The organism is Microvirga sp. BF8, assembly GCF_059888585.1.
In genome coordinates this window covers 3,021,801-3,048,445 of the sequence record NZ_CM187619.1, presented here as the reverse complement: position 1 = coordinate 3,048,445, position 26,645 = coordinate 3,021,801, and the positions used below count along the sequence as shown (strand labels likewise).

28 protein-coding genes and 1 riboswitch are annotated in these 26,645 nt (G+C 65.5%); of the genes, 8 read left to right on the top strand and 20 right to left on the bottom strand.

Annotated features, from left to right (window positions below):
• Positions 1-29: 29 nt before the first annotated feature.
• From AC522E_RS14500 to coxB, 10 genes are all read right to left on the bottom strand, one after another.
• Positions 30-1,313, bottom strand: coding sequence for a M16 family metallopeptidase (locus tag AC522E_RS14500; RefSeq protein WP_500746964.1), 1,284 nt, complete (start codon positions 1,311-1,313; stop codon positions 30-32).
• Positions 1,310-2,725, bottom strand: coding sequence for a threonine synthase (gene thrC / locus AC522E_RS14495; protein ID WP_500746963.1), 1,416 nt, complete (start codon positions 2,723-2,725; stop codon positions 1,310-1,312). The genes AC522E_RS14500 and thrC overlap by 4 nt, the downstream gene beginning before the upstream one ends.
• A 214-nt stretch (positions 2,726-2,939) precedes the next feature.
• Positions 2,940-3,728, bottom strand: coding sequence for an SURF1 family protein (locus AC522E_RS14490; RefSeq protein WP_500746962.1), 789 nt, complete (start codon positions 3,726-3,728; stop codon positions 2,940-2,942).
• Entirely contained in the window at positions 3,725-4,063 is a 339-nt protein-coding gene (locus AC522E_RS14485; RefSeq protein ID WP_500750703.1) for a DUF983 domain-containing protein, read from the bottom strand. The genes AC522E_RS14490 and AC522E_RS14485 overlap by 4 nt, the downstream gene beginning before the upstream one ends.
• Before the next feature lie 153 nt (positions 4,064-4,216).
• Complete coding sequence (locus AC522E_RS14480) at positions 4,217-5,077, bottom strand: cytochrome c oxidase subunit 3 (protein WP_500746961.1); 861 nt, start codon at positions 5,075-5,077, stop codon at positions 4,217-4,219.
• Between the two features lie 66 nt (positions 5,078-5,143).
• Positions 5,144-5,731: a cytochrome c oxidase assembly protein gene (locus AC522E_RS14475; protein WP_500746960.1), complete on the bottom strand. Its 588-nt coding sequence runs from the start codon at positions 5,729-5,731 to the stop codon at positions 5,144-5,146.
• Positions 5,732-5,744: 13 nt separating this feature from the next.
• Positions 5,745-5,903, bottom strand: coding sequence for a cytochrome c oxidase system small membrane protein (locus AC522E_RS14470; RefSeq protein ID WP_500746959.1), 159 nt, complete (start codon positions 5,901-5,903; stop codon positions 5,745-5,747).
• A gap of 4 nt (positions 5,904-5,907) precedes the next feature.
• Positions 5,908-6,864 (bottom strand): heme o synthase, encoded by a 957-nt coding sequence (locus AC522E_RS14465; RefSeq protein ID WP_500746958.1) that lies wholly within the window; start codon positions 6,862-6,864, stop codon positions 5,908-5,910.
• A gap of 127 nt (positions 6,865-6,991) precedes the next feature.
• Positions 6,992-8,608 carry a cytochrome c oxidase subunit I gene (gene ctaD, locus AC522E_RS14460; protein WP_500746957.1) on the bottom strand — a complete coding sequence of 539 codons (1,617 nt, stop codon included), beginning with the start codon at positions 8,606-8,608 and terminating at the stop codon, positions 6,992-6,994.
• Between the two features lie 30 nt (positions 8,609-8,638).
• A complete protein-coding gene (coxB, locus tag AC522E_RS14455; protein ID WP_500746956.1) occupies positions 8,639-9,496 on the bottom strand; it encodes a cytochrome c oxidase subunit II in 858 nt (285 codons plus the stop codon).
• A gap of 296 nt (positions 9,497-9,792) precedes the next feature.
• Between coxB and AC522E_RS14450 the strand changes: the two genes are divergently transcribed.
• The 3 genes from AC522E_RS14450 (at position 9,793) to AC522E_RS14440 (ending at position 11,229) form a co-directional block, all read left to right on the top strand.
• Positions 9,793-10,332 (top strand): invasion associated locus B family protein, encoded by a 540-nt coding sequence (locus AC522E_RS14450; protein ID WP_500746955.1) that lies wholly within the window; start codon positions 9,793-9,795, stop codon positions 10,330-10,332.
• A gap of 38 nt (positions 10,333-10,370) precedes the next feature.
• Positions 10,371-10,955 carry a hypothetical protein gene (locus AC522E_RS14445; RefSeq protein ID WP_500746954.1) on the top strand — a complete coding sequence of 195 codons (585 nt, stop codon included), beginning with the start codon at positions 10,371-10,373 and terminating at the stop codon, positions 10,953-10,955.
• Positions 10,956-11,049: 94 nt separating this feature from the next.
• Complete coding sequence (locus AC522E_RS14440) at positions 11,050-11,229, top strand: hypothetical protein (protein ID WP_500746953.1); 180 nt, start codon at positions 11,050-11,052, stop codon at positions 11,227-11,229.
• 74 nt (positions 11,230-11,303) lie between these two features.
• On the opposite strand, the gene AC522E_RS14435 is transcribed toward AC522E_RS14440, so the two are convergent.
• The gene (locus AC522E_RS14435; protein ID WP_500746952.1) at positions 11,304-12,614 is read right to left on the bottom strand and encodes a hemolysin family protein; all 1,311 of its coding nucleotides are present in this window, start codon (positions 12,612-12,614) and stop codon (positions 11,304-11,306) included.
• A 169-nt stretch (positions 12,615-12,783) separates the two neighbouring features.
• Positions 12,784-12,874, top strand: a riboswitch (glycine riboswitch).
• Positions 12,875-13,031: 157 nt separating this feature from the next.
• Here AC522E_RS14435 and gcvT point away from each other — a divergent pair.
• The 5 genes from gcvT to gcvPB are packed head-to-tail and all read left to right on the top strand — an operon-like array spanning position 13,032 to position 17,992.
• Positions 13,032-14,180, top strand: coding sequence for a glycine cleavage system aminomethyltransferase GcvT (gcvT, locus tag AC522E_RS14430; protein WP_500746951.1), 1,149 nt, complete (start codon positions 13,032-13,034; stop codon positions 14,178-14,180).
• Positions 14,181-14,199: 19 nt separating this feature from the next.
• Positions 14,200-14,574, top strand: a complete 375-nt coding sequence (gene gcvH / locus AC522E_RS14425; protein WP_500746950.1) for a glycine cleavage system protein GcvH — start codon at positions 14,200-14,202, stop codon at positions 14,572-14,574.
• A gap of 14 nt (positions 14,575-14,588) precedes the next feature.
• On the top strand, positions 14,589-15,062 hold the full coding sequence (locus AC522E_RS14420) for an OsmC family protein (RefSeq protein WP_500746949.1): 474 nt from the start codon (positions 14,589-14,591) through the stop codon (positions 15,060-15,062).
• Positions 15,063-15,080: 18 nt separating this feature from the next.
• The gene (gene gcvPA, locus AC522E_RS14415) at positions 15,081-16,421 is read left to right on the top strand and encodes an aminomethyl-transferring glycine dehydrogenase subunit GcvPA (RefSeq protein ID WP_500746948.1); all 1,341 of its coding nucleotides are present in this window, start codon (positions 15,081-15,083) and stop codon (positions 16,419-16,421) included.
• Positions 16,421-17,992 (top strand): aminomethyl-transferring glycine dehydrogenase subunit GcvPB, encoded by a 1,572-nt coding sequence (gene gcvPB, locus AC522E_RS14410; RefSeq protein WP_500746947.1) that lies wholly within the window; start codon positions 16,421-16,423, stop codon positions 17,990-17,992. Before gcvPA ends, gcvPB begins: the two co-directional genes overlap by 1 nt.
• A gap of 341 nt (positions 17,993-18,333) precedes the next feature.
• Here the strand turns inward: gcvPB and AC522E_RS14405 are convergent, their stop codons facing one another.
• The 9 genes from AC522E_RS14405 to AC522E_RS14365 form a co-directional block, all read right to left on the bottom strand.
• Positions 18,334-18,996 (bottom strand): HAD family hydrolase, encoded by a 663-nt coding sequence (locus tag AC522E_RS14405; protein WP_500746946.1) that lies wholly within the window; start codon positions 18,994-18,996, stop codon positions 18,334-18,336.
• Positions 18,997-19,063: 67 nt separating this feature from the next.
• Positions 19,064-19,546: a F0F1 ATP synthase subunit B family protein gene (locus AC522E_RS14400; RefSeq protein ID WP_500750702.1), complete on the bottom strand. Its 483-nt coding sequence runs from the start codon at positions 19,544-19,546 to the stop codon at positions 19,064-19,066.
• A 15-nt stretch (positions 19,547-19,561) separates the two neighbouring features.
• On the bottom strand, positions 19,562-20,110 hold the full coding sequence (locus AC522E_RS14395; RefSeq protein WP_500746945.1) for a F0F1 ATP synthase subunit B family protein: 549 nt from the start codon (positions 20,108-20,110) through the stop codon (positions 19,562-19,564).
• A 122-nt stretch (positions 20,111-20,232) separates the two neighbouring features.
• Positions 20,233-20,457: a F0F1 ATP synthase subunit C gene (locus tag AC522E_RS14390; RefSeq protein ID WP_500746944.1), complete on the bottom strand. Its 225-nt coding sequence runs from the start codon at positions 20,455-20,457 to the stop codon at positions 20,233-20,235.
• A gap of 59 nt (positions 20,458-20,516) precedes the next feature.
• Positions 20,517-21,245 (bottom strand): F0F1 ATP synthase subunit A, encoded by a 729-nt coding sequence (locus AC522E_RS14385; RefSeq protein WP_500746943.1) that lies wholly within the window; start codon positions 21,243-21,245, stop codon positions 20,517-20,519.
• 55 nt (positions 21,246-21,300) lie between these two features.
• Complete coding sequence (locus AC522E_RS14380) at positions 21,301-21,675, bottom strand: AtpZ/AtpI family protein (protein WP_500746942.1); 375 nt, start codon at positions 21,673-21,675, stop codon at positions 21,301-21,303.
• Positions 21,676-21,881: 206 nt separating this feature from the next.
• Positions 21,882-25,340: a chromosome segregation protein SMC gene (smc, locus tag AC522E_RS14375; RefSeq protein ID WP_500746941.1), complete on the bottom strand. Its 3,459-nt coding sequence runs from the start codon at positions 25,338-25,340 to the stop codon at positions 21,882-21,884.
• Between the two features lie 45 nt (positions 25,341-25,385).
• A complete protein-coding gene (locus tag AC522E_RS14370; RefSeq protein WP_500746940.1) occupies positions 25,386-26,030 on the bottom strand; it encodes a DsbA family protein in 645 nt (214 codons plus the stop codon).
• 72 nt (positions 26,031-26,102) lie between these two features.
• A complete protein-coding gene (locus AC522E_RS14365) occupies positions 26,103-26,615 on the bottom strand; it encodes a DUF721 domain-containing protein (RefSeq protein ID WP_500746939.1) in 513 nt (170 codons plus the stop codon).
• Positions 26,616-26,645 lie beyond the last annotated feature (30 nt).

The window sequence follows — 26,645 nt, the reverse complement described above, 5'->3', positions numbered from 1 at the left end:
CGATGCTGCTTAAAGAATGGGCATCGGATCTAGGGACGCAGAGCCTCTGCGACGTGGTTGAGGGTGGGCAACCCTTTCAGGGGACCGATAGCCGTCAAGGTGGGGGCGCCCCGAAGCAGTTGTCTCCCAGCTTCGCGAACCTGGTCGACGGTCAGTGCGTCGACCTTTTGAACGATCTCATCGCTCGGAATGATGCGGCCCCAGGACAAGAGCTGGCGTGAAATTCGCTCGAGACGTCCGCCGGGCGTTTCCAGTGCCGTCAATAGTGCGACCTTCATCTGCGCCTTGGCGCGGGTCATCTCGGCTTCGCCGATATCGCCGGTCGCTTTGCGCATGCATGCGAGCGTGACTTCCATCAGCTCGGCCACATCCTTTCCCGCTGTCCCGGCGCCGACGCCGAAGAGGCCGCAATCGGAGAACGGCCAGTGGAAGGCCTCGATGGAATAGGCCAGCCCTCGGGTCTCTCGCACCTCGTGCCAGAGCCGTGAGGTCAGGCCGCCGCCGAGGATATGGGCGAAGAGATGGGCGGCGTAGTAGCCGGGGTCCTTGAAGGAAAGGCCGGGCAGTCCCAGGACGATGTTGGCCTGTTCCAGCTTGCGCTGGATCCGCCGCTCCCCGCCACCGTAGATTCCCGGCTCGGGTTCGCGGAGCGATGCGGAGGGCATGGCGCCGAAGCAGCTTTCGGCGAGAGCGACGATGCGATCATGGTCCACGTCGCCCGCGGCGGCGACCACCATCTTCCCGGGCACATATTCCCGCGCCATGAAGGCCCGGATCGTGCCTTCGTCGAATCCGTTGACGGTCTCGGGCGTGCCCAGGATCGGGCGGCCGATCGGCTGCCCCGGATAGGCCGCTTCCATGAAGGCGTCGTAGACGAGGTCGTCCGGCGTATCCTCGACGGCCGCATATTCCTGAAGGATGACGGTCTTCTCCCGGGCGAGCTCGACAGGATCGAAGACGGACGAGGTGAGGATGTCGCCGAGCACGTCGAGCGCCACGTCGGCATTCTCACCGAGGACTCGGGCCGTGTAGCTCGTGTATTCGACGCTCGTCGCCGCATTGATGTCGCCGCCGACATTCTCGATGTCCTCGGCGATCTGGCGGGCGGAGCGCCGGGCGGTGCCCTTGAAGGCCATGTGCTCGATCAGGTGCGACAGCCCGTGCTCATGGGCCGTTTCGTGGCGCGAACCCGTTCCGATCCAGACTCCGAGCGTCGCGGTGGCGATCTCTGGCATCTGCTCAGTCGCCACCGTCAGGCCGTTGGGCAGCCGGGTGATGTCGATCCGCTTCTCGCGCACGAAGTGATGGTTCATGCCGCCTCGCCTCGGAGCGCCCGGGCGCGCTCGCGGATGAAGTGCTCGACGCTCTTCTGGTCGTTGGGAAGGATCGTGAAACGCTCCGGCCGGGTCATCAGATCGGCCATATGCGGCGGAAGCTGGGGCCGGACCCCGGTCGCGCGTTCCACAGCGTCAGGGAATTTCGCCGGATGAGCGGTGGAAAGGGCGACGACGGGGACCTCGGGCCGGTCCTTCAGCAGTGCCCGACCGGCGCGGGTGCCGACAGCACTGTGGGGGTCGAGCACGTAACCGGTCGTGCGGTAGGTCTCGGCCATCTCCGCGGCCACGCCGGGCTCGTCCACCGCCACGGCTCCAAATTCCTGGCGGATCCGGGCCAGCGGGGCCTCGTCGAGGGTGAAGGCCTTCGACTGCGCCAGCCCGGCCATCAGGCGGCGGACCGCCGCAGCATCCCGGCCATGGGCCTCGAAGAGAAGCCGTTCGAAATTGGACGAGATCTGGATATCCATGGACGGCGAGGCGGTGGGCTGGACGGTGCGGATCTCGTAGGATCCCGTCTCGAGCGTCCGGGCGAGGATATCGTTCGCGTTGGTGCCGATCATCAGCCGCTCGATGGGCAGCCCCATGCGCTTCGCGGCCCAGCCAGCGAGGATGTCGCCGAAATTGCCCGTCGGCACGGCGAAGGATACGGGCCGGTGCGGCGAGCCGAGGGCAACGGCGGCGGTGAAGTAATAGACCGCTTGCGCCGCGACGCGGGCCCAGTTGATGGAATTGACGCCGGAAAGCTGGAGCTCGTCGCGGAAGCGGGCATGATTGAACATGCCCTTCACCATGGCCTGGCAGTCGTCAAAGGTGCCTTCGACCGCGAGCGCGTGGACATTGGGTGATTCCACGGTCGTCATCTGCCGCCGCTGGACATCGGACACGCGGCCATGCGGGTAGAGAATGAAGATATCGACCTGGTCGAGGCCCTTGAACGCGTCGACCGCGGCGCTGCCCGTATCCCCGGAGGTCGCACCCACGATGGTGGCGCGGGCACCCCTTTCCTTGAGGACATGGTCCATCAGGCGGCCGAGAAGCTGCATGGCCACGTCCTTGAAGGCAAGGGTCGGCCCGTGGAACAGCTCCAGAACGAAGAGATTGTCGCCGATCTGGTTCAGAGGGCAGACGGCGGCGTGGCGGAAGGTTGCATAGGCGTCTTCGATCATGGCTCCGAGCGCGGCCTCAGAGATGTCTCCATCCACAAGGGGGCCCAGCACCGCCTTGGCCACCGCCGCGTAGGGCTTGCCCGCGAACTCCCTGATCGTTTCCTGCGTCAGGCCGGGCCAGCTTTTCGGAACGTACAGGCCGCCATCGCGGGCCAATCCGGCGAGCAGGGCGTCGGCAAAGCCGAGCGCGGGGGCTTCGCCCCGGGTCGAGACGTGAAGCAAGGGTCGATCTCCTGAAAGGTGGCCGGACATTAGAGCATTTTCACGAGAGGTGGGAACCGGTTTCCGTCCGAAATGCGACAAACGAAAGAGTTTCCAAGCGGCTCGTCACTCGATGAAGCGGAGTGACGCCCCGGACACTCAGGCGGATCGCGGGCACGGCGATGTCACTGCAGTGAGATCCGGCAGCGGGCTTTGCGGCGCAGCGGAAGGCCCGCTACGGCCCGCTTCCTTCGCTCCGCGAGGCTTCGCCCGGCTCGGGGTTCAGCCGCCGCCACACGACGGCAGCGAACACGCCGACGAGGGTGAGGGCGATCCCGTACCAGGTGACAGCGTATTGCAGGTGGTTGTTGGGAAGCTCGAGCCGAGTCTGCCCGCCCTTGGGCCACCCGCCCGGATTGGGCGTGGCATCCGCCTCCACATAGAAGGGGGCGACCCGCTCGAGGTCGTGGGCGCGGGCAATGGCCTGGGGATCGCGGGTGAACCACGTGTTCTTGGCTGCGTTGTCGGCGGGCGTGAACATGTTGCGCTCCTCCGGTGCCCGCACCAGTCCCGTCACGGTCGTCGCGCCGGAAACCTGGCTCTGGGGTCGCGATGCCGGATCCTTCAGGTCCATGGGCACGAAGCCGCGATTGACCATGACGATGGCACCGTCTTCCAGGCGCAGCGGCGTCATCACGTAGTATCCCTGCGCCGACGTCTTGCCCGGAGCGGCGGGCGCCAGACCGTAGACGGGCGTCTCGAACCGGTTCAGAAGGGTCCCGGTCACCCGGACGCGGCGGAACTCATCCGCCTGCGCCTGCCAGCGGTTCCATTCCGCCTCCGGCAGGATCGCCCCCGGCTCCCCGTAGGCGCGAGACTGGATCTGGGCGATCAGAGCTTCCTTCCAGGCCTTGCGCTGGAGCTGCCAGGTGCCGAGGCCGGTCAGGATGGCGAGTCCGACCAGGGTCGCAAGGCCGGGCAGCAACAGCGAGCGGAGAGGGTGCGGGGCGGTGCTTCCAGTCACTTCCGAAGGCGCCCTTCCTCGGCCTTATGATGATATTGGAGGGTGATCATGACACCCTTGAGCGGCCGTACCAGGACCATGCTCAGGATCACGGACAGTCCGAGCCACAGCACCATGTGGAGCCAGATCGGGGGCTCGAAGGCGAATTCGACCCACAGGGCCAGGGCGACCACGACGATGCCGACGATGGACATGACGAAGAAGGCCGGGCCATCGCCCGTATCGACGAATTTATAGTCGAGGCCGCAATTTTCGCAGGACGGGCGCACGGTCAGGTATCCGCTGAACAGATGACCCTTGCCGCATCGCGGGCAACGGCCCGCCAGGCCAGCCATGATGGGATTCGGTGGGGTGAGGTCCTGGGCCACGATCTTTCTCCCGGCCGCCTCTCTGGAGATTAGCGGGAGGCTGTCAGATAGTCGTTGGTCGTCAAAAACGAAGGGCGGCCTGTCGCCGCCCCCCGTGGAATGATGTGCTGTGCGGCAGCGTCAATGGCCGGCGACATGTCCGCCGAAGCCCCACACGTAGATGGAGGCGAAGAGGAACAGCCAGACCACGTCGACGAAGTGCCAGTACCAGGCGGCGAATTCGAAGCCGAGATGCTGCTTGGGCGTGAAATCGCCGCGATAAGCGCGCAGAAGGCAGACCGCCAGAAAGATCGTGCCGATGATGACGTGTGCGCCGTGGAAGCCGGTCGCCATGAAGAAGGTGGCGCCGTAGATGTTTCCTTTGAAGGCGAAGGCCGCGTGGCTGTATTCGTACGCTTGGAGGGCGGTGAAAAGCATGCCCAGGATGACGGTGAGCCACAGGCCCGTCTTCAGGCCGCGGCGGTCGTCCTGCAGCAGCGCATGATGTGCCCAGGTGACGGTGGTGCCCGAGGTCAGGAGGATCAGGGTATTCAGGAGCGGCAGGTGCCAGGGATCGAAGGTTTCGATGCCTTTCGGGGGCCATTGCCCGCCGAGCGCTTCGGTCCGCGCGTACTGGATCGCCTCGTTCGGATACAGCGCGACGTCGAAATAGGCCCAGAACCAGGCGACGAAGAACATCACCTCGGAGGCGATGAACATGATCATGCCGTAGCGGTGGTGAAGCTGGACGACCCGGGTGTGGGAATGGCCGTCATTCGCCTCGCGGATGACGTCCGACCACCAGCTGATCATCGTATAAATTACACCGATGATGCCGGCGCCGAAGATATAGGCGCCAATATGCATCCCGGCGACCGGGACGTCCTTCCACCAGGTCACGAAGCCGGACGCCATCACGAAGGCGCTGAATGCACCGACGAGCGGCCACGGGCTCGGGTCGACAAGGTGGTAATCGTGTTGTTTGGCGTGGGCCTCGGCCATTCGTATCGTCTCCGTGCCTCGAAGGTGTCTCGCTTTAAGACGTTTCTGTCTAGCTTGTCACGTCCGTTATTGAACGATGGGTTTCTTGGTTGCGACCTCCGCCACCGGCTTGCCCCCCTTGGAGGGGAAGTAGGTGTAGGAGAGGGTAAGGGAGCTGAGGTCCTTCACGTCGGAATCCTGCACAAGGCGCGGATCGACATAGAAGACCACGGCCGATTCCACGCTCTCGCCCGGCTTCAGGGTCTGCTCGGTGAAGCAGAAGCACTCGAGCTTCGAGAAATAGCTGCCTACCAGATCGGGCTGGACGTTGTAGGTGGCGATGCCTGTCGTCGGCTTGTCGCCCGCGTTGGTGACCCGGTACAGGACCGTGGTGGTCTCACCGAGCTTCACCTTGATCTCGGGAGTTTCCGGCGTGAAGCGCCAGTTGAGGCCAGGAGCCACATTGGCGTCGAAGCGAACCGAGATTTCCCGGTCCACGACGGTTGAATCATTCGCCGTGCGCACGCTCGGCGTGCCGTCGTAGCCCGTGGCCTTGCAGAACAGGTCGTAGAGCGGCACGGACGCATAAGCGAGGCCGATCATGCCGATTCCGGCCGCAATGCAGCTCAGGACCGTGCGACGGACGTTCTTCTGGAGGTGAGGCGCTCCGGACATCGTGACCTCCCGCCTACAGAGGACGTTGCATGACACCGACGCCCAGCTTGGCGATGGTGACCACGTAGAAAAGGAGGACGAGGGCGGCGAGCGTCAGCCCGATGGCGATCGAACGCTTGCGGCGGCGCTTCGTTTCTTCGGGAGTCAGGCGGCGCGGGTGGAACTCAGCCATGACGTCACCCCAGAACCGGCCGGAAGAAGCCGAGCCCATGCTCCGCGAGCAGGGTCGCAAAGAGCAGGAAAAGATACAGGATCGAGAAGGCAAAGAGCTGCTGCGCCACCCGCATCGCCGGCTCGCCCGTCCGCAAACGGTAAACCTGGAAGGCCAGGGCCAGCATGCCGATACCGCCGATCGTCGCGACGATCGCATAGGCGAGGCCGCCGAAGCCGTAGACAACGGGGGCAAGTCCCAGGGGAGCCAGGAGCAGGGTATAGGCGAGGATCTGGCGGCGGGTCGAATCGGGACCGGCCACGTTCGGCATCATCGGAATGCCCGCCCGCTCGTAGTCGCCGGACTTGACGAGGGCGAGAGCCCAGAAATGCGGCGGGGTCCAGATGAAGATGATGGCGAAGAGAATGATGCTCTCCCAGCCCACGTTGCCGGTCACCGCCGCCTGGGCGACGATGGGCGGCAGGGCGCCCGCCGCGCCGCCGATGACGATGTTCTGCGGGGTCGAGCGCTTCAGCCACATCGAATAGATGACGGCGTAGAAGAAAATCGTGAAGGCGAGCAGGCCCGCGGCGAGGACATTGCTCACGAGGCCAAGCACGATCACCGAGCCGACCGAGAGGATCATGCCGAAGGCCAGGGCCTCGCCAGGCTGGATTTTTCCGGCAGGGATCGGCCGCTTCCGGGTCCGGGTCATCACCGCGTCGATGTCCGCGTCCCACCACATGTTGAGGCAGCCCGAGCCGCCGGCCCCCACGGCGATCATCAGCAGCGAGGCAAAGGCCACCACGGGATGCACGTTCGGATGGACGACCAGCATGCCGACCAGCGCCGTGAAGACCACCAGGAACATGACACGCGGCTTCAGGAGCGCGAAGAAGTCGGACACGTCGCCCTGCGAGATCCCGGAGGTGACGAGGCTCTCGTCACGGGCGTCGGTCAGGCTATTCGATACAATGCTCATTACGATGAACTTCCAAATTCCCCGGGCGCGGCGCTCGGGTCCTTTCGATGTCAACTCCTCGCCGGAAGGCTTGGGTCCCAAGCCCTCTGGGGAGGAGCGGGCGGCGGAGGCCGCCCGGCTCTCGGGATTAGTGTCCCGTATCCGCAATGCGGGGCAGTTCGTTGAACTGGTGGAACGGCGGAGGAGAGGACAGGGTCCATTCCAGCGTCGTGGCACCCTCGCCCCACGGGTTCCCGGCGGCTTTCTCCTTGCGCATCAGGGCGTAGATCACACCGAAGATGAAGAAGATGAGGCCGGCGGCGAAAATGTAGGCGCCGATCGACGACACCAGGTTCCACCCGGCAAAGGCATCCGGATAGTCCGCATAACGGCGCGGCATGCCGGAGAGGCCGAGGAAGTGCTGCGGGAAGAAGAGCACGTTGGCGCCGATGAAGGCGATCCAGAAATGTGTCTTTCCGATCCACTCCGGCATGATGTAGCCGGTGATCTTCGGGAACCAGTAGTAGATGCCTGCGAAGATGCCGAACACCGCGCCGAGCGACAGCACGTAGTGGAAGTGCGCGACCACATAATAGGTATCGTGCATGTAGCGGTCGACGGGCGCGTTCGCGAGGACCACGCCGGTGACGCCACCGACGGTGAACACGAAGATGAAGCCCACAGCCCACGTCATCGCCGCGGTGAAGCGGACGGAGCCGCCCCACATGGTGGCGATCCACGAGAACACCTTCACGCCCGTCGGCACCGCGATCACCATGGTGGCGAACACGAAGTAGGCCTGCGTCTGGAGCGAAAGGCCGACCGTGAACATGTGGTGCGCCCACACCACGCTGCCGACGACGCCGATCGCCGCCATGGCATAGGCCATGCCGAGATAGCCGAAGATCGGCTTCCTGGAGAAGGTCGAGACGATGTGGCTGATGATGCCGAACGCCGGCAGGATCATGATGTACACTTCGGGGTGACCGAAGAACCAGAACAGGTGCTGGTACAGGATCGGATCGCCGCCGCCGGCCGGATCGAAGAAGGTCGTGCCGAAGTTGCGGTCGGTGAGCAGCATCGTGATCGCACCCGCAAGGACGGGCAGCGTCATCAGCAGCAGGAAGGCGGTGACCAGCATGGCCCAGGCGAACAGCGGCATTTTGTGCAGCGTCATGCCCGGGGCGCGCATGTTCAGGATGGTGGTGATGAAGTTGATCGCGCCGAGGATCGACGAGGCGCCGGCCAGGTGCAGGGCCAGGATGCCGAAGTCGAGCGCCGGTCCCGGATGGCCCGCGGTCGAGAGCGGCGGATAGACCGTCCAGCCGCCGCCGAAGCCGAGCGAGCCGGGAGCGCCCTCGACGAAGAGCGAGCACACCAGAAGGGCGAAGCCCGCGACGGTGAGCCAGTACGAAATGTTGTTCAGGCGGGGGAAGGCCATGTCCGGCGCGCCGATCATCAGCGGCACGAACCAGTTGCCGAATCCGCCGATCAGGGTGGGCATCACCATGAAGAACACCATGATGAGGCCGTGGCCGGTCACGAAGACGTTGAAGGTCTGCGGATTGGAGAAGAACTGCAGGCCGGGCTCCTGGAGTTCGAGCCGCATGCCGATGGAGAGCGCTGCGCCCACCAGGCCCGCCGTGAAGCCGAACAGCATGTAAAGCGTGCCGATATCCTTGTGGTTCGTGGAATAGAACCACCGGCGCCAGAAGGTTGGGTGATCGTGGTGATCCGCGTGAGCGGCATCAGCTGAATGTGCCATGATGAGACCTCTGTGGTCCTTCTTTCGATACTACTGTGCGGTCGCGAGCTTGAGCGGGGCCAGGGCGTCCACGGAAGCATACTTCTGTTTCGCCTCGGTAAGCCAAGCGGCATATTGCTGCTCGCTCACGACACGGATCGTGATCGGCATGTAGGGATGGCCGTTGCCGCAGAGCTCCGAGCACTGGCCGTGATACACGCCCTCGGCCTCCGCCTTGAACCAGGTCTCGTTGAGACGGCCGGGGACCGCATCGACCTTGATGCCGAAGGACGGCATGGCGAAGGAGTGCAGCACGTCGGCGGCGGTGACCTGAACCTTCACCACCTTGTTCACCGGAACGACCATCTCGTTGTCGACGGTGAGGAGGCGCGGCTGGCCGGGCTTCAGGTCCTTGGTCTCGACCATGTTCGAATCGAACTTGAAGCCGCCGCCCTGATCGGCCGGATACTCGTAGCCCCAGTACCAGGCATAGCCGGTGGCCTTGACCACGACGTCGGCAGGCGGAACCACCAGCTGCTGGCGCAGGAGGCGAAAGGAGGGAATTGCGATCGCCACCAAGATCAGCACCGGGACGATGGTCCAGGCGACCTCGAGCAGGGTGTTGTGTGTCGTCGGCGACGGGACCGGGTTCTTCCGTTCGTTGAACCGGACGATGACGACGATGAGCAGCGCCAGTACGAACAGGCAGATCGCTGCGATGAGCCAGACGAGGTAGGTATGGAAGTTGGACATGTCGCGTCCGACCTCCGTGACCATTCCCTGCATGCTAATTTCCCAAGGGGAAGGTGCGCCGGTGCCAGCGGCCGCCTCACTTATGCCCAACACAAGTGCGACCGCCGCCGTGGAGAGGGCAGTCACCGATCGAAGTCTTGAGGTCTCGATCCGCATCGGTGTTCCAAAGCTCCTAAGATGTGATGGCCAGGAAGGCCGCGAAATGCATCGGGGAGGGCGCGGGCGTGCAAAATGCGGTGCCCGGCCTGCGCCATCACCTTTGATCAGCGTCTATGACCACAGGATGGGCGGGAGCGCAACGTCTCAAGCGTCGCAATTTATGCGTCATAACCGCCAAATGCCCCATTCCGTGACTCAATATCACCATCCCGCGGGCGCTCTCGCTTGACATCCCGGCCCTAGGCATGGTCCGAACGGACCTTTACGGAAAGGTGCGGCCCGGCCCGCCCTGCATGTTGGAATCGAGGACGGAGGTGCCTGTGAGCGTGTCTCGTTGGGTTGGCCGCGCGGCGGCTGCTGTGCTTGGCCTGTACGGATTGGCCTTTGCCGGCGGCGCCCAGGCTCAGGGCATGGTCAAGAATACGTTCGGCGACTGGCAGATGCGGTGCGAGACCCCGGCCGGGGCCACGAGCGAGCAATGCGCCCTCGTGCAGAACGTGGCGGCGGAAGATCGTCCGAATGTCACGCTCGTCATTATTGTGTTGAAAACCGCTGATGCGAAGAGCCGGCTTCTTCGCGTGGTGGCACCGCTGGGTATCCTGCTCCCCTCCGGTCTCGGTCTCAAGATCGACCAGACCGACATCGGCCGCGCCGGCTTCGTGCGCTGCCTTTCGACGGGTTGCGTTGCCGAGGTGGTCATGGAGGACAACCTCGTGAACCAGATGAAGGGCGGCCAGACGGCCACCTTCATCGTCTTCCAGACGCCTGAGGAAGGGATCGGCATTCCGGTGTCGCTGAACGGATTCGCGGCCGGGTACGACGCGCTGCCTTAAGAGCAGCCAGATCAGAATAGAACTGTGGGGGTGAAGTCATGAGCGGATGGAACGCAAAGGCAGGCTGGGCTCTCGCTGTGCTTGGCCTGACCGCCCTGGGCGGCTGCGGCGCGCCGGGCGAGGGCGGGGCGACGCTGGGGAACATGGTGCTGTTCGCGGGCACATCGGTGCCCCCCGCTGCGAAGAAGGTCACCGAGGACGTTTACTGCCCGACCGTCGAGATCATGGAAGGCGGCTCCGCGATCCAGGCCTTCTCCGGTGGGCGGGTCGGCGAACAGAGCGGACTGCGTAGCCAGATCGCCATCAGCAACCTCGCCCGTGAATGCACCGGCCAGCAGGACGGTTCGACCCTCGTGAAGATCGGCGTCGAGGGCCGCGCGCTCCTCGGGGCGGGTGGTACGCCTGGGCGCTACGATGTCCCGGTCCAGATCGTCGTGAAAAACGGCTCGAGGGTCATCGCGAACCGCTCGGCGCGCACGAGCGTCACGATTCCTGCCGGGGACACCCAGGGAAGCTTCACGATCATCGCGGAGGACATCGTCGTCCCGGCGGTCGATGCGTCCACCTTCGAGATCGAAGTCGGCCTCGGCAGCGGGGCGACGGCCCGTCGGAAGCGGGGCTGAGAAAAACAGGACACGTAGCCAAAGCGGCAGCGGATCGCCCGGAACCACGTTCATCGGGTGACGTTGCCCCTGTGCTCCATGGATGGAGGACATCATGTGCTACTATCGGGCATCATCCCTATCCGACGCCAAGGCAAAGGCTGAGGCCGACCGCCAGAAAGAGGCGAGCGCCAAGCGCACCGAGACCGTCGGCACTCTGCTCCACGAAGCCGACAAGGCGGCGAAGGCCGCCCCCGAGGCCGCACCGGCGAAAGAGCCCGTCCCGGCTAAGTAATGCGCCGTTGACGCTGCAACACGACCTGAGTGCCCCGCGAGAGCGGGGCATTTTGCTGTCAGGGGCGGATTCCGTCAGGGCAATGGCGCGCTGGTGCCGGCCCGCTGGCCGAGCGGATGAGCGAGGACCTTGTCGATGCGGCGACCGTCGAGGTCGACCACTTCGAAGCGCCAGCCGAAGGCGTCCACGTGCTCGCCCACCGCCGGGAGGTGCTGGATCTCGCTGATGACCAGGCCGCCGACCGTATGGTAGCTCCTGTTCTCGGGCAGGGGGAAGGCGAGGATATCCGCCATCTCATCCACCGGCATGGAGCCGGAGAGCAGCCAGGAGCCGTCGTCCCGGCGTACGGCATCGGGCTCCTGGGTTTCCCCTGCATCCGAGCGAAAGGCGCCGACGATGGCCTCGAGCGCGTCCGCAGGGGTCACGACCCCTTCGAAATGGCCGTACTCGTCATGGACCAGGGCCATCGGCACCGGCGAATCGCGCAGAACCGTCAGGGCATCGAGGGCGTCGAGGGTGTCGGGGATGACGGGAGCTGACTTTACGTGTCTGCGGACGTCGAGTTCCTCCCCGGCCAGGATCGCCGCGAGCAGCTCCCGGGATTCGACGATGCCGATCATGTTGTCGGAATCTCCCTCGCTCACCGGCAGCCGCGAGTGTGGCGTGGTGATGAGAAGCTCGCGGACCGCCTCGGGATCGTCCTCGAGGTCGATCCAGTCCACATCCGTGCGCGGCGTCATCAGGGCGCGGGTGAGCCGGTCCCCGAGGCGGAGCACGCCGCCGATCATGCGGCGCTCCTCCTCCTCGATCACGCCGGCGCTTTCCGCCTCGCCGACGAGCATCTTGATCTCTTCTTCCGTGACGGTCGTCTCCCCGTCGGAGCTTGAGCCGAACAGCCCAAAGATCAGGCGCGTCGAAGCGTTCAGGAGCCAGACCGCGGGTGCGCCGACCTTGGAGACCAGCATCATCAACGGAGCAACGTAGCAGGCGATGCTTTCAGGGTGGCGCAGGGCCAGTTGCTTGGGCACGAGCTCGCCGATCACGATGGAGAAATAGGTGATCAGGCCGATCACGATGCCGTAGCCGAGGGGTTCCGCTGCCCCCGGTGGAACACCGTTGCCGATGAGGATCTGGGTGAGACGGCCGCCCAGCGCCGCGCCCGAGAAGGCGCCGGCCAGGATGCCGACCAGGGTGATGCCGATCTGGACCGTCGAGAGGAAGCGCCCCGAATCCTCCATGAGGGCGAGCGCGGTGCTGGCGCCGGCACGGCCCTGGTCCGCATAGGTCTTGAGGCGGGCGCGGCGGGCGGAAACGATGGCAAGTTCAGAGAGCGCGAAAACGCCGTTGAGGGCGATAAGGACGAATGCGATGACCAGTTCGAGCAACGATGTGCGGAGCTGCCGACCGGCTCGGGTCGCGCGTCTCCCCTTCTGTGATTGATGGACCTAACATGAGCCCTGGCGGACAGGCCGTCAATTGACATGGGTACAGCCCGGTTGCGGCAGCCTGCTTTATTGACAGGATTGCAAATCCTCTTCAGAGGAGAGGGAGCCGATGATCCCCGCGGGAGAGTCCGGACGTCATGTCCGGCGCCGAAGGCGCAACCGCCCCGGAAACGCTCAGGCCAAAGGACCGCGTGGGAGCTGGCACTCTGGAAAGCGGCGACGTTTCGCGACGTCGCCCACCGACGGGCGTAACCTTGCGCGCAGGCGATCAAGGGAAATCTCTCAGGTCTCGGGACAGAGGGGGCGCAGAACGGGCTGACAAGGCCCGATGAAACGCGCGCCTTTTGAGGGAATCCCATGGCTGAGCCAGTCCGTGCCGACGAGCCGCTCCTGCAAACTCCGCTCCATGCCGAGCATGTGGGCCTCGGCGCCCGCATGGTGCCGTTCGCCGGCTACGACATGCCGGTCCAGTACCCGACCGGAATCCTGACGGAGCATAACTGGACCCGCGAGCACGCGGGCCTGTTCGACGTCTCCCACATGGGCCAGGCCTTCCTGGTCGCCGAGGACAAGAACCACGCGACCGTGGCGAAGGCGCTCGAAGCCCTGATCCCGGCCGATATCCTGAACCTGAAGCCGAACCAGCAGCGTTATTCGCAGCTGCTCGCCGACGACGGCGGCATTCTCGATGACCTCATGGTGACGCGCGTGGGCGCTCCGGGCCACGAGGGCTGGCTCTACCTGGTGGTCAACGCATCGATGAAGGACGCCGACTATGCCCATATCGAGGCCCGGCTTCCGAACGGCGTCGCCCTGAGGCGCAAGGACGACCTGGCCCTGATCGCCCTCCAGGGTCCCACCGCCGCAGCGGTTCTCGCCAAGCTCGCGCCCGCAACGGCCGACCTTGCCTTCATGGCGTCCGCCGACGTGCAGATCGACGGCGCATGGGCCCACGTGTCCCGCTCCGGCTATACGGGGGAGGACGGGTTCGAGATCTCCGTGAAGGCGGCGGATGCCGTAAAGCTCTGGCGGACGCTCCTCGCCGATCCGGAAGTGAAGCCCATCGGCCTCGGAGCGCGCGATTCGCTCCGTCTGGAGGCGGGGCTCTGCCTCTACGGCCACGATATCGACACCACGACCTCGCCCATCGAGGCCGGCCTCAACTGGTCGATCCAGAAGCGCCGGCGCGAGGAGGGAGGCTTTCCTGGAGCCGCCCGTGTTCAGCGCGAGCTCAAGGACGGGCCGGCCCGCGTCCGCGTCGGCCTGAAGCCGGAGGGCCGGGCCCCGGCCCGCGAGGGAACCGTCATCATGACGCCCGACGGCCGCGAGGTCGGCATCGTCACCTCCGGCGGGTTCGGGCCGACGGTCAATGGTCCCGTGGCCATGGGTTACGTTTCACGGGACGTCTCCGCTGTGGGGACGGACCTTCATCTCATGGTGCGCGGCAAGCCGCTTCCGGCCAAGGTCGCGGCCATGCCGTTCACACCGCATCGCTACAGGCGCTGACAATCCAAGGGGGATACCAATGACCACACGCTACACCAAGGATCACGAATATATCCGCGTCGAAGGCGATGCCGGCACCGTCGGTATTTCCGACTACGCCCAGAGCCAGCTTGGCGACGTCGTGTTCGTGGAGCTTCCGAGCGTCGGCAAGAAGCTTGCCAAGGGCGACGAGGCGGCCGTCGTCGAAAGCGTGAAGGCGGCGAGCGAAGTCTATGCGCCGGTTTCCGGCGAGGTGGTCGAGGTCAACTCGACCCTCGAGGATACGCCCGGCACCGTCAACGAGGATCCGGCCGGCCGGGGCTGGTTCCTGAAGCTCCGCGTTACGAACCCTGGCGAACTCGACGGCCTGATGACCGAAGAGCAGTACCAGGAATTCGTGAAGTCGATTTCCTAAACGGAGCAGCGGCGATGGCGCACGAATATTCTGCGAAGATCTCCTGGAACCGTGACGGGGCTGTCTTCACCGACAGCCGCTACAGCCGGGGCCATCGCTGGTCCTTCGACGGCGGCATCACGGTTCAGGCCTCCTCCGCGCCGTCGTCGGTGCCGCTGCCGTATTCGCTGGAGAATGCCATCGATCCGGAGGAAGCGCTGGTGGCATCGATTTCAAGCTGCCACATGCTGACCTTCCTCTATGTCGCCGCCAAGAAGCGCTTCGTCGTCGATTCCTACGAGGACGACGCGCGTGGCGTCATGACGAAGAACGACAAGGGCAAACTCTACGTCTCCAAGGTGACCCTCGATCCGAAGATCACCTTCTCCGGCGAAAAAGTGCCGACGCCCGAACAGATCGCCGAACTCCACCACCTCGCCCATCAGGAATGCTTCATCGCCAATTCCGTCCTCGCGGACGTGGTGGTGGCCGGCATTCCGTCGCATTAACGCATAGGGTTGTATCTGATGCGCTATCTCCCCCTCTCCGATACCGATCGCGGCGAGATGCTCGCGCGGATCGGGGTCAAGTCCGTCGACGACCTGTTCGCCGACATTCCGCAGGACAAGCTCCTAAAAGACCTCATCGATCTTCCGCGCCGAAAGGGCGAGATGGAGGTGGAGCGCATCCTGACCCGCATGTCCGCGAAGAACGTCTCGGCCTCGTCCGTCCCGTTCTTCGTCGGTGCGGGCGCCTACAAGCACCATGTGCCGTCGACCGTGGACCACCTGATCCAGCGCTCCGAGTTCCTGACCAGCTACACGCCGTATCAGCCTGAAATCGCGCAGGGGACGCTGCAATACCTGTTCGAGTTCCAGACGCAGGTGGCCGCTCTCACGGGCATGGAGGTGGCGAACGCCTCCATGTATGACGGCTCCACAGGCACAGGTGAGGCGGTGCTGATGGCGCACCGGGTCACCAAGCGCCGCAAGGCGGTTCTGTCCGGCGGCCTGCATCCGCATTACGCGGATGTGGTGAGGACGCTCTCGAAGATGGCGAGCGACGAGGTCGTGACGCTTCCGGCCGACGTTTCCGCAACGGAAGACCTGCTTGCACAGATCGACGACAGCGTATCCTGCGTGGTCGTGCAGACGCCGGATGTCTTCGGCAACGTACGCGACGTGAAGGCCGTTGCCGACAAGGCGCACCAGCACGGCGCATTGCTCGTCGTCGTGTTCACGGAGGCGGTATCCCTCGGCCTGCTGCGGTCGCCCGGCGACCAGGGCGCGGACATCGTCGTGGGCGAGGGCCAGTCCATCGGCAATGCGCTGAATTTCGGCGGGCCCTATGTGGGCCTTTTCGCCACCAAGTCGAAATATATCCGCCAGATGCCCGGCCGCCTCTGTGGCGAGACCGTGGATGCGGATGGCAGCCGTGGCTTCGTGCTCACGCTCTCCACCCGCGAGCAGCATATCCGTCGCGACAAGGCGACGTCGAACATCTGCACCAATTCGGGTCTCTGCACCCTGGCGTTCACGATCCACATGACGCTGCTCGGCGAGGCCGGTCTGACGCGGCTGGCGCGGATCAACCATGCCAATACCGTGAAGCTCGCCGACCAGCTCGCGGGCGTGAAGGGCGCCGAGGTTCTCAACAAGACCTTCTTCAACGAATTCACCGTGAAGCTTTCGAAACCCGCGGCGGAGGTCGTTGAGCGTCTCGCGGAGAAGGGCGTTCTCGGCGGCGTGCCGGTGTCGCGGCTCCTGCCCGGCGCCGGCCTCGACAACCTGCTGCTGGTGGCCTCCACTGAAGTGAACACCGACGATGATCGCGCGGCCTTCGTTGCCGCCTTGAAGGAGGTTCTGTGATGTTGAACCGCCAGGGACGTCCCTCTTCCACCGGCGAGGCCGGCCAAACCGAGCATCCGACCTTCACCGGCAACAAGGCGCTGGCACAGATCGAGCCGCTCATCTTCGAGATCGGCCATGCCGGGACGACGGGCGTCGACCTCGACGAGCCGGAGGCCTTCACGCCGCGCCTCGGCGGGCTCGAGCGCAAGGAGGCCATCGGCCTTCCCGGTCTTTCCGAGCCGGAGACGATGCGCCACTACGTGCGCCTCTCCCAGCAGAACTACGGCATCGACACGGGCCTGTTCCCGCTCGGCTCCTGCACGATGAAGCACAATCCGCGCCTCAACGAGCGCATGGCCCGCCTGCCGGGCTTCGGGGACGTGCATCCGCTCCAGCCGGTCTCGACGGTGCAGGGCGCCCTCGAATTGATGAGCGAGCTTGCCCGCTACCTCGTGACGCTTACCAACATGACCACCGTCGCGCTCTCGCCCAAGGCGGGTGCCCATGGCGAGCTCTGTGGCATGATGGCGATCAAGGCCGCCATCGAGGCGCGCGGCGAAGCCGAGACCCGCAAGGTGGTTCTGGTTCCCGATTCGGCCCATGGCACCAATCCCGCCACGGCGGCGCTGATCGGCTTCACCGTGAAGCCGGTGCCGGCCCGCGACGACGGCTGGGTGCATGTGGACGACGTGAAGAAGCTGCTCGGCCCGGACGTGGCCGCGATCATGCTCACAAACCCGAATACCTGCGGCCTCTTCGAGAACCAGGTTTCGGAAATCGGCAAGGCGGTCCATGACGCGGGCGCCTATTTCTATTGCGACGGCGCGAATTTCAACGCCATCGTCGGCAAGGCGCGTCCGGGCGATCTCGGCGTCGACGCCATGCACATCAACCTGCACAAGACCTTCTCGACGCCCCATGGCGGCGGCGGCCCGGGCTCCGGCCCGGTCGTGCTCTCCGCGCGGCTTGCGCCCTATGCACCGGTGCCGTTCGTGACGGTGAAGGACGGGAAGCTGACCCTGGTGGAGCAGGAGGCGGATGCTGCGGAGGAGCCCTTCGGCCGCATGACCGCGTTCCACGGCCAGATGGGCATGTATGTGCGCGCGCTCTCCTATATGCTCTCGCACGGGACGGACGGGATGAGGCAGGCTTCGGAAGACGCCGTGCTCAACGCCAATTACGTCCGCGCCTCGCTGTCGGACCTGTTCTCGCAGCCGTTCGGCGACAAGCCCTGCATGCACGAGGTTCTGTTCGACGATGCCTGGCTCAAGGATACCGGCGTCACGACGCTCGATTTCGCCAAGGCGATGATCGACGAGGGCTATCATCCCATGACCATGTATTTCCCGCTGGTCGTGCATGGGGCGATGCTGATCGAGCCGACGGAATCCGAATCGAAGGCCTCCCTCGACCTCTTCATCGCCACCCTGCGCGATCTCGCGATGGCCGCGAAGACGGGCAACGACAAGGGCCGCTTCATCGGCGCACCGTACCACGCGCCGCGCCGCCGCCTCGACGAGACCCGTGCCGCGCGCAATCCGGTGCTCAAGTGGACGCCGCCCGCGCCGATCGCCGAAGCGGCCGAGTAGGGGGCTCTCTCTCCAAAGTGCCCACACGTGCGGAAATGGCCGGGTTCTGCCCGGCCAATTCTCTTCGAGGCAGGCTTCGCCCTTTCGCTACGCAAGTCGGGCATTCCCGGCTTACGCGATGAATCATGGCTCTCGGGCCCGGATCCACGAGACGGACGTTCGCGATCGGCATGCCGGAATAGCGCGGAGCGCTGGGCTCTGAACCTTGGGCCGCTGACAGCCCGGAATAGAACGTCGCTGTTGCTGCTGCGCCTTTTCCACGAACCTTCGTGGCGATGGGCTCTGGGCTCCGCTGGCGTGGCCCTGGAATGGCGGCGTGGTGTTTTCCTGCCGCGGAGAAATTATGACGTCGGCTCGATGGATCGACGCACCATCTCCGGCAGGTCCGCCATCCGCTCCAGGATGTCCGGTGCGCCGGCCGCACGGAGCTTGTCCGCATGCGCAGGCCCGCAATGGCCGCCACCGATGAAGCCGATGACGCGCATGCCCGCGGACCGGGCGGCGCGGACCCCGGAGGGTGAATCCTCGATCACCAGGCAGTCGCCCGGCGAGAATCCCATGCGCGAGGCGGCGTGCAGGAACAGATCCGGCGCCGGCTTGCCATGCACGACCTCCGTGGCACTGAACACATTCGTGAAAAGATCGGCCAGTCCCGTGACCCTGAGCGACAGGGCGATCCGCTCGTGCACCGACGAGGAGGCGACGCAGCGGCGATAGGGCAGGGAGAGGATTGCATCGCGGATGTCGGGGATCGGCTGCAGGTCCTGTTCGAAGCGTGCGAACAGGGGTGCATTGAGGCGCTCCTCGAAATCTTCCGGCAGGCGGCGGCCGTGCTCCGCCTCGATGCGCGCCACCATGTCCTTCAGGCTCACGCCGACAAACTGGGAGACGATCTCGTCCGCGGTGTAGGGAAAGCCGAGCCCGGTGAGGATCTCGGCATCGACCGTGCAGGCAAGGGCCTCCGAATCGACCAGGACGCCGTCGCAATCGAAGATCAGCAGCATGATCAGTACCTCTGAAACGACGAAGGCCGCCTCAGGGGCGGCCTTCGATGGGGATCCCTGTGGCAGCTTACTGCAGCTTGGTCCGAACGTCGCCGAGGCTCTTTTCCAGGAGCGACGCACCGACCGGGCCCGACAGCTCGTCGCGCAGGACGCGCTCGGAGGCCTTCACGGCGGCGTCGACGGCGGCGGCGCGCACTTCGGCGGCAGCCTGCACCTCGGCCTGGGCGATCTTCGCTTCGGCCGAGGCCGTGCGGCGGGTCACGAAATCGGCCATCTTCTCCTGGGCCTCGCGGGCAAGCCGCTCGGCCTCTTCCTTGGCGGTGGAGACGATGTCGGCAGCCTCGCGCTCGGCGGCGGCGCGTTTGGCTTCAAACTCCTTGAGGAGCTTCTCGGCATCCTGGCGCAGGCGCTTGGCCTCGGTGAGCTCGTCTGCGATCCGCTTGCCGCGGCTATCGAGCGAGCTCATCAGCTTCCCGGGGACACCATAGTAGAACAGGATGCCCCAGAAGATGAAGAAGGCGACGGCGACCCAGAATTCAGCGCTGGACAGCATGTGGATCTCCTATCAAGCCTTGGTTTGGTCGATGGCGGCTTCCACCACCTGCGGGGCCGGAGCCTTGCCGGTCAGGCGCTCGACGATGGCGCTCGCCGTTTCCACGGCGATGCCGCGGACATTGCTCATCGCTTCGGACTTTTTCTGGGCGATGACGGCCTCGGATTCGGCGAGGCGCTTTCCGAGGTCGGCTTCGAGGGCCTTGCGCTTGGCCTCGGTCTCGGCCGACACCTTGGCGCGGGCATCCTGAGCGAGAGCCTGGGCGCGGCCCTTGGCTTCCGACAGCGCCTTCTCGTAGGCAACGCCCGCCTCTTCGGCGCGGGATTTCATGGCTGCGGCCTCGTCGAGGTCGCTCGCAATGCTCACGCGGCGGTTCTCGATGATGCCCGACAGACGCGGCAGAACCAGCTTGGACAGCAGGGCGTAGAGCGCGGCGAAGGTGATGATCAGCCAGAGGATCTGGCCGGGATAGGTCTCCGTCTGGAAGGGCGGAAAGCCGACGTCTTCGTGAGCACCGCCGTGTGCTTCCGTTGCAGCATGGGTCGTCTGGGCCTGAGCCATGGAGCTGATCCTGATAGGACTTTGAACGATCCTAGAAACAATGAATGACGGCGGTGGACCCGCCGTCACCTTTCTCGAAGCGAAGCGCTGGGCGCTTCGCCCTCCCGATCACCGCGTGGATGTTAGGTGAACAGAAGGACGAGGGCGACGACGAGGCAGAAAATGCCAAGTCCTTCGGCGAGCGCCGCACCGATGAAGGCGCGGGCGAACTGGCCGTCGGAAGCCGACGGGTTGCGCAGGGCGCCCGAGAGGAAGCTACCGAAGATGTTGCCAACGCCCATAGCGGCGAGGCCCATGCCGATGCAGGCGAGGCCCGCGCCGAGGAACTTGAAAGCAACCGGATCCATCGTGATCTCCTTGGAAATAGGTGTTTGACCGGGAGGGAGGGGATTAACTCGGCGCAGACCTAGTGGCCCGGGTGCAGCGCGTCGTTGAGGTAGATGCAGGTCAACACCGTGAAGACGTAGGCCTGCAAGGCGGCGACGAGGAACTCGAGCGCCATGAGAGCGACCGCCATGAGAAGCGGAAGCGGAGCGAGGATCGACAGGGCGCCGCCGGCGCCCAGGAGGGCGACCACGAAGCCGGCGAAAACCTTCAATGCGATGTGCCCCGCGAGCATGTTCGCGAAGAGACGCAGAGAGAGCGAAATCGGCCGTGAGAGGAAGGAGACCAGCTCGATCACGACGATGAAGGGCAGGAGCCAGGCCGGCACGCCCGATGGCACGAAGAGACCAAGGAAGTGGGTGCCGTGCTTCATGAAGCCGTAGACGACCACGGTGCCGATGACCAGGAGCGCCAGGGAGAACGTGACGATGACGTGGCTCGTGACCGTGAAGAAGCCCGGGATCATGCCGAGCATATTGGCCGTGAACACGAACATGAACAGCGAGAACACGAGCGGGAAGAATCTCATTCCCTCCTCGCCTGCCGCGTCCCGCAAGGTTCCTGCCACGAAATCGTGCAGCACCTCCGCCACGGACTGGGCGCGGCCGGGAACGATGGCGCGCTTGCGGGTGGCGAGCATCAGGCCGCCGACGATGACCGCCACGGCGCCGACCATGAACAGGGACGAATTGGTGAAATTGATGACAGGAATGATGGGCTTGATCTGGAATTGCTCAATCGGGCTTGCCATGATCCGCTCTTAAACCGCTGTTACCTGTCGCCGTGAGGCCGGGGATTGGGATACGTCACCGTTTCTCATCATATCGGGCGCCCTTTACGAGGCCCGCCGCTCTCAGGAGATTGAGCATCCCGGCACAGAAGCCGAGAATGATGCAGACGATGAGCCCCCAGGGAGAGATTCCGAACAGATAATCGACGAGCCACCCGACGATCCCGCCTGCCACGACGCCGGACACGAACTCCGCCGAAAGCCGGAAGGCCTGGCCGAGAGCGGTCGAGTCGGACTTCGAACGGGACGGCGATCCTGTTGTCTTGGCTCGCTGTGCGGACGCTTGGTCGATCCGCGCATCGAGAGATTTCAGTCTCGCTGTCAGGTTAGCATCGTCGGAACTGGTCGGCTCCTGACCATTTTCGCCGTTCCGCTTCGTCGGGTCCGCCATGGCGTTCTCCTTGTAAGCGGTGCGGGAAAGGTCTGGAATCCCGGCCCCGAAAGCCGCGCGAAACATATGGGGGAGGGTCCCCCCTGTCAAGGACCGTCAAGAAAGAGTTAAGCTATTGAATTTCAAAGGTAAAACTTGATGTGGCAACAGGTTTGCGTCAAATCGGTCGCGATTCTGGGGCCGAATGATGACTGCGCCCCAAACCCTTACGCTGTCTCAAGGATGCGCTCGGCGCTCTGGAGGTCGACGGAAACCAGCTGCGAGACGCCCCGTTCCGCCATCGTCACGCCGAACAGACGATCCATGCGCGCCATGGTGATCGGGTTGTGGGTGATCACCACGAACCGGGTCTCCGTACTGCGGGCCATCTCCTCGAGAAGGTCGCAGTAGCGCTCCACATTGGCATCGTCGAGCGGCGCATCGACCTCGTCCAGCACGCAGATGGGCGAGGGGTTGGTAAGGAAGACTGCGAAGATCAGGGCGGTGGCGGTCAGCGCCTGCTCGCCGCCGGAGAGCAGGGTCATGCTCTGCGGCTTCTTGCCCGGCGGGCGCGCGAGGATTTCGAGGCCGGCCTCCAGCGGGTCGTCCGAATCGACCAGGGTCAGCTCGGCGGTGCCACCGCCGAACAGAGTCGAGAACAGGCGCTGGAAGTGGCTGTTCACCACGTCGAACGCAGCCAGCAGACGCTCTCTTCCCTCGCGGTTGAGGCTGCCGATGGCGCCGCGCAGGCGCTTGATCGCCTCGACGAGGTCGTCCCGCTCGGCGGCGATGCTGCCGTGCTTCGTCTCGAGTTCCGTCAGTTCCTCCTCGGCACGCAGGTTGACCGCGCCGAGGCGCTCCCGGTCGGCCTTGAGCGAATGAAGCTTCGATTCGATCTCCGCCTGCGTCGGGAGCTCGATCCCTTCCTTGAGACCGGCGAGCTCGATCAGCCCCGCCGGCGTCGTGTCGAGATTCTCGGCGATGGCATGGGTGATCTCGGAGAGACGCTGGATCGCCGCCTCGTGCCGCGCCTGCGACCCCGCGCGCGCTTCGCGGGCGGCGGAAAGGGCCTCGAGGGCGGCGCGGGCGGCGCGGTCCGTCTCCGCCAGATGAGTTTCCGCGTCGGCGAGCCGGTCGGCGGCTTCCTTGCGTGCGGCCTCCGCCTGCTCGACCTCGGCGATCAGGGCGCGCCGGCGCATGAGGTAGGTATCGGGCGCCTCCAGGAGCCGCTGGTGCTCGTCCTGGGACCGCTCCAGGCGCTCCCCCAGATCCTCCAGGGCCTTGGCGGCGCGGGCGGCGCGCTCCGTCCATAGGCGGATATCGGCGGCGATTGCCTCCTGCCGGCGGCGGCGCAGCTCCGCCTCATGGACGAGGGATTGCACGGCGGCGCGCGCCTCGGAGGCTGCTGCCCGGCGCTCCGCCACCCGGGTTCGCTCCTCGAGGAGGCGGTTTTCCAGATCCGGGGCAGGAGCAAGATCCTCGAGAGCCGCTTCGGCGCCGTGGGCGCGCTCCTCGGCTTCGCTCTGGCTGGTCGTGAGGCGGGAGAGGCCTTCCTGGAGAGCCGAGCGACGCTGGCCCAGTTCCGCCTCACGCCGCTCCGCGTGGGCGAGGCGTGTGCGGAAGGCGTCGAGGGCCTGGCGAGCCTGGCGGGCGGCCTCGATGGCCTGCATTTCATGGGAAGCGGCAGTGCGGACGGCGTTCAGTGCCTCCTCCGCCTCATGCCGCAGATGCTCGGCCTCCTCGCGGGCGACAGCGGCCTCCCGCTCCAGGTCGCCCAGGCGGTTCTTCTCCGCGAGCCGGCGGGCGGCCGGGGAGGGTGCTTCCGCCGCGGTGGTGAAGCCGTCCCAGCGCCAGAGATCGCCCTCCTGGGAAACAAGGCGCTGGCCCGGCTTCAGCACTCCGCGCAGGCGGAGGCCATCATCCTTGCCGACGACGCCGATCTGGCGCAGCCGGCGCTGCAGCGCGGACGGTGCCTGGCAGAGATCCGCCAGGGACGTCACGCCTTCGGGGAGGGCGGGGTCGCTCCCGCCCGTGCCGGTCTCCGCCCAGTGGGCGGGAGCGGACGGGTTGGTCGAAGCGTCGAGGTCGTCGCCGAGCGCGGCGCCGAGGGCGGTCTCGTAGCCTTTCTGCACCGTAATCTGGTCGAGGGCCGGGGGCCAGAGATCGCCCGTGGCGGAGGTGACGAGTTTCGCCAGCGTGCGGGCCTCGGTCTCCAGCCTCTGCGCCTTGCGCTCGGCCTCGTTGAGGGGCTGGCGGAGGCGGTTCTCGCCCTCGCGGGCGGCGGCGAGATTCTCGCGGGCGCCGACGACCGCCTCTTCGGCATTCTGCGCCGCTTCCTCGGCAAGCGCCGCTTCCTCGCGCAGGGTCTCGATCCCGGGGCCGTCATCCGAAGGAGCCACGAGCGCGGCGATGTCGTGCTCGATGCGCTCCTTCTCGGCAGCGAACCGGGCGGCCCGTTCCAGCTCCTCGCGGATCGTCCGCTCCAGCGCAGCACGGCGGGCGTTCAGGTCGGAGGTCTGAGCCTGCAGGGCGGCCAGGGACGCCTCGGCCTCCGCCAGATCCGCTTCGGCCCTCCGGAGCCGCTCCTCGCTCTCGGCGCGGATATCGTCGGCCCCGTCCGTGGTGAGCGCGAGTTCGGCCTCCTCGCCACGCAGGCGCTCGATGGTCGCCTCGGCATCCGTGCGCTGTGCCGCCTCGCGGGCGAGGTCCCGGTTGAGGTCGCTCACGTGGCGCTCGAGTTCCGTCACGCGCTCCTTCGAGCGGCGCTCTTCGGATTCGAGCTCGTTACGGGCATGGGTCAGGCGCTGGAGGGCAGCTGCCGCCTTGGCCTCCGCCTCCCGGAGCGGCGGGATCGCATGGGCGGCGATGGCCTGCGCCGTCGCGGTTCGCGTCTGCTCCTCGGTACGGTCGGCCACGGCCTTCAGGTCGTCGGCCGCCTGCCGCTCGGACGCTGCCGCCTGCTCCCGGGCCTCGGAAAAGCCAATGGCGTACATGAGCGCTTCGAGGCGGCGGATTTCCGTGGAGAGGTTCTTGTAGCGCGAGGCCTGGCGCCCCTGGCGCTTCAGGCTGTCGACCTGGCTTTCCAACTCGCGGATCACATCCTCGACCCGGAGCAGGTTGTCCTCGGCAGCCTTCAGCCGCAGCTCCGCTTCGTGCCGGCGGGCGTGGAGGCCGGCAATTCCGGCCGCGTCCTCGAGAATGCGGCGCCGGGCCTGGGGCTTTGCGGCGATGATCTCGCTGATCTGGCCCTGCCGGACGAGGGCGGGCGAGCGGGCGCCGGTCGCCGCGTCCGCGAAGAGAATCTGCACGTCGCGGGCGCGCACCTCCTTGCCGTTGATCCGGTAGGTGGAGCCTTCCTCGCGCTCGATCTTGCGGGAGATTTCCAGAAGGTCGGCGTCGTTGAAGGCGGCTGGCGCCGTGCGTTCCGCATTGTCGATGGTGAGCATCACCTCGGCGGAATTCCGGGCCGGGCGGCCGCCGGAACCGGAGAAGATGACATCATCCATTCCCGAGGCGCGCATGTTCTTGTGGGAGTTCTCTCCCATGACCCATCGCAACGCCTCGACGAGATTGGACTTGCCGCAGCCGTTCGGCCCGACCACGCCGGTCAGGCCCGGCTCGATCAGGAAATCCATCGGCTCGACGAAGGTCTTGAATCCGGCGATGCGCAGGCGCGTCAGCTTCATCGACGCGCCCTTCCATCCCGCCCGGAGGGGGCGGGGGGAGAGAGCTTAGGCTCCCAGCAAGGGCTTGATGATCTGCTCGAGCTCATCGATCGACATGCTTCCCGGGTGACGCTGACCATTGATGAAGAAGGTCGGGGTCGAGTCCACCTTGAACTGCTCAATACCCCGGTTCTTCACCGCGTTCACCGCGTCATAAAGTTTCTGGTCCCGCAAGCAAGCGTCAAATTTCTCCTGTGAAAAACCCGCCTGGCGCATGATCTGGCGCAGGGCATCCAGCGGTTTGTCCACAAAGGCCCAGTTCTTCTGCTGCTCGAAGAGCAGGTCGGTGATGGGGTAGTATTTGTCGTTCCCGTCACAGCGGGCGAGCATGAACCCGGCCGTGGCCAAGGGATCGAGGGGGAATTCGCGCAGGATGAAGCGGACCTTGCCCGTTTCGATGTAGCGCTTCTTCAGCTCCGGCCAGGTCTCCTTGTGGAAATGGGCGCAGTGGGAGCAGGTCAGGGACGCGTATTCGATGATCGTTACCTTGGCATCGGCCGGGCCGAGCGCCACGTCCCCGAGAGGGCCGGCAACGGCAAGGTCCTGAACCGAGGCGTTCTGTGCCAGGGCCGGCAGCGGCAGGCTGGTGGCGAGGAGGGCCGCCGCCGCGGCGGTGCCGAGAAGCTGAAGCGTTTGGCGCCGGGTGATCATCTGCAAAATGCTCCGTGAGAAATTTCGTCCTGCGGTAGAGGGAGACGCGCCGCGTGGCAAGCGCCTCCCGCGTCACGCTTTCGTGCGCGTGGCTCCCGAACCGACGATTGCCTGGCCAAGCCGGTCCAGCGCCGCCCGCAGGCGCTCCTCCTCGATAGGCTGGATCGCGGCGCCGAGGCGCTCGCGGTCCGCGTCTGTCAGGGACCGCGCAGCCGGGCGCGGCTTCTCGATTCGCCGGACCGAGCCCTGCTTGAGCACGAGCTTTCCGATGCAGCGCCACCCGTAATAGGTGTTGACCCGGTCGATCACGACAGGAGCCAGGTGCTGCATCTCCAGGGCGAAGGCACTCTCCACCCGTACGACCAGGGTCGCGGGATCAGGCCGGGCTTCCGGGTCGGCATGGGGAGCCTTCCGCTTCCATTCGATCTTGAGAGGCTGTGTGAAACCTGCCAGGCGCTCGCCGACGATATCGGGCCACGCGACGATCACATCGGACGTGGCAAAGCCTTGCGCCGCAAGGCTCGGACCGAGACACGCGTCGAGAAAGTCGGCAAGGGGTCGGGGCCGGGGCCTCGGCTGGCGCATGTTGATTTCGATCCAAAAGCCGCGTTGGAA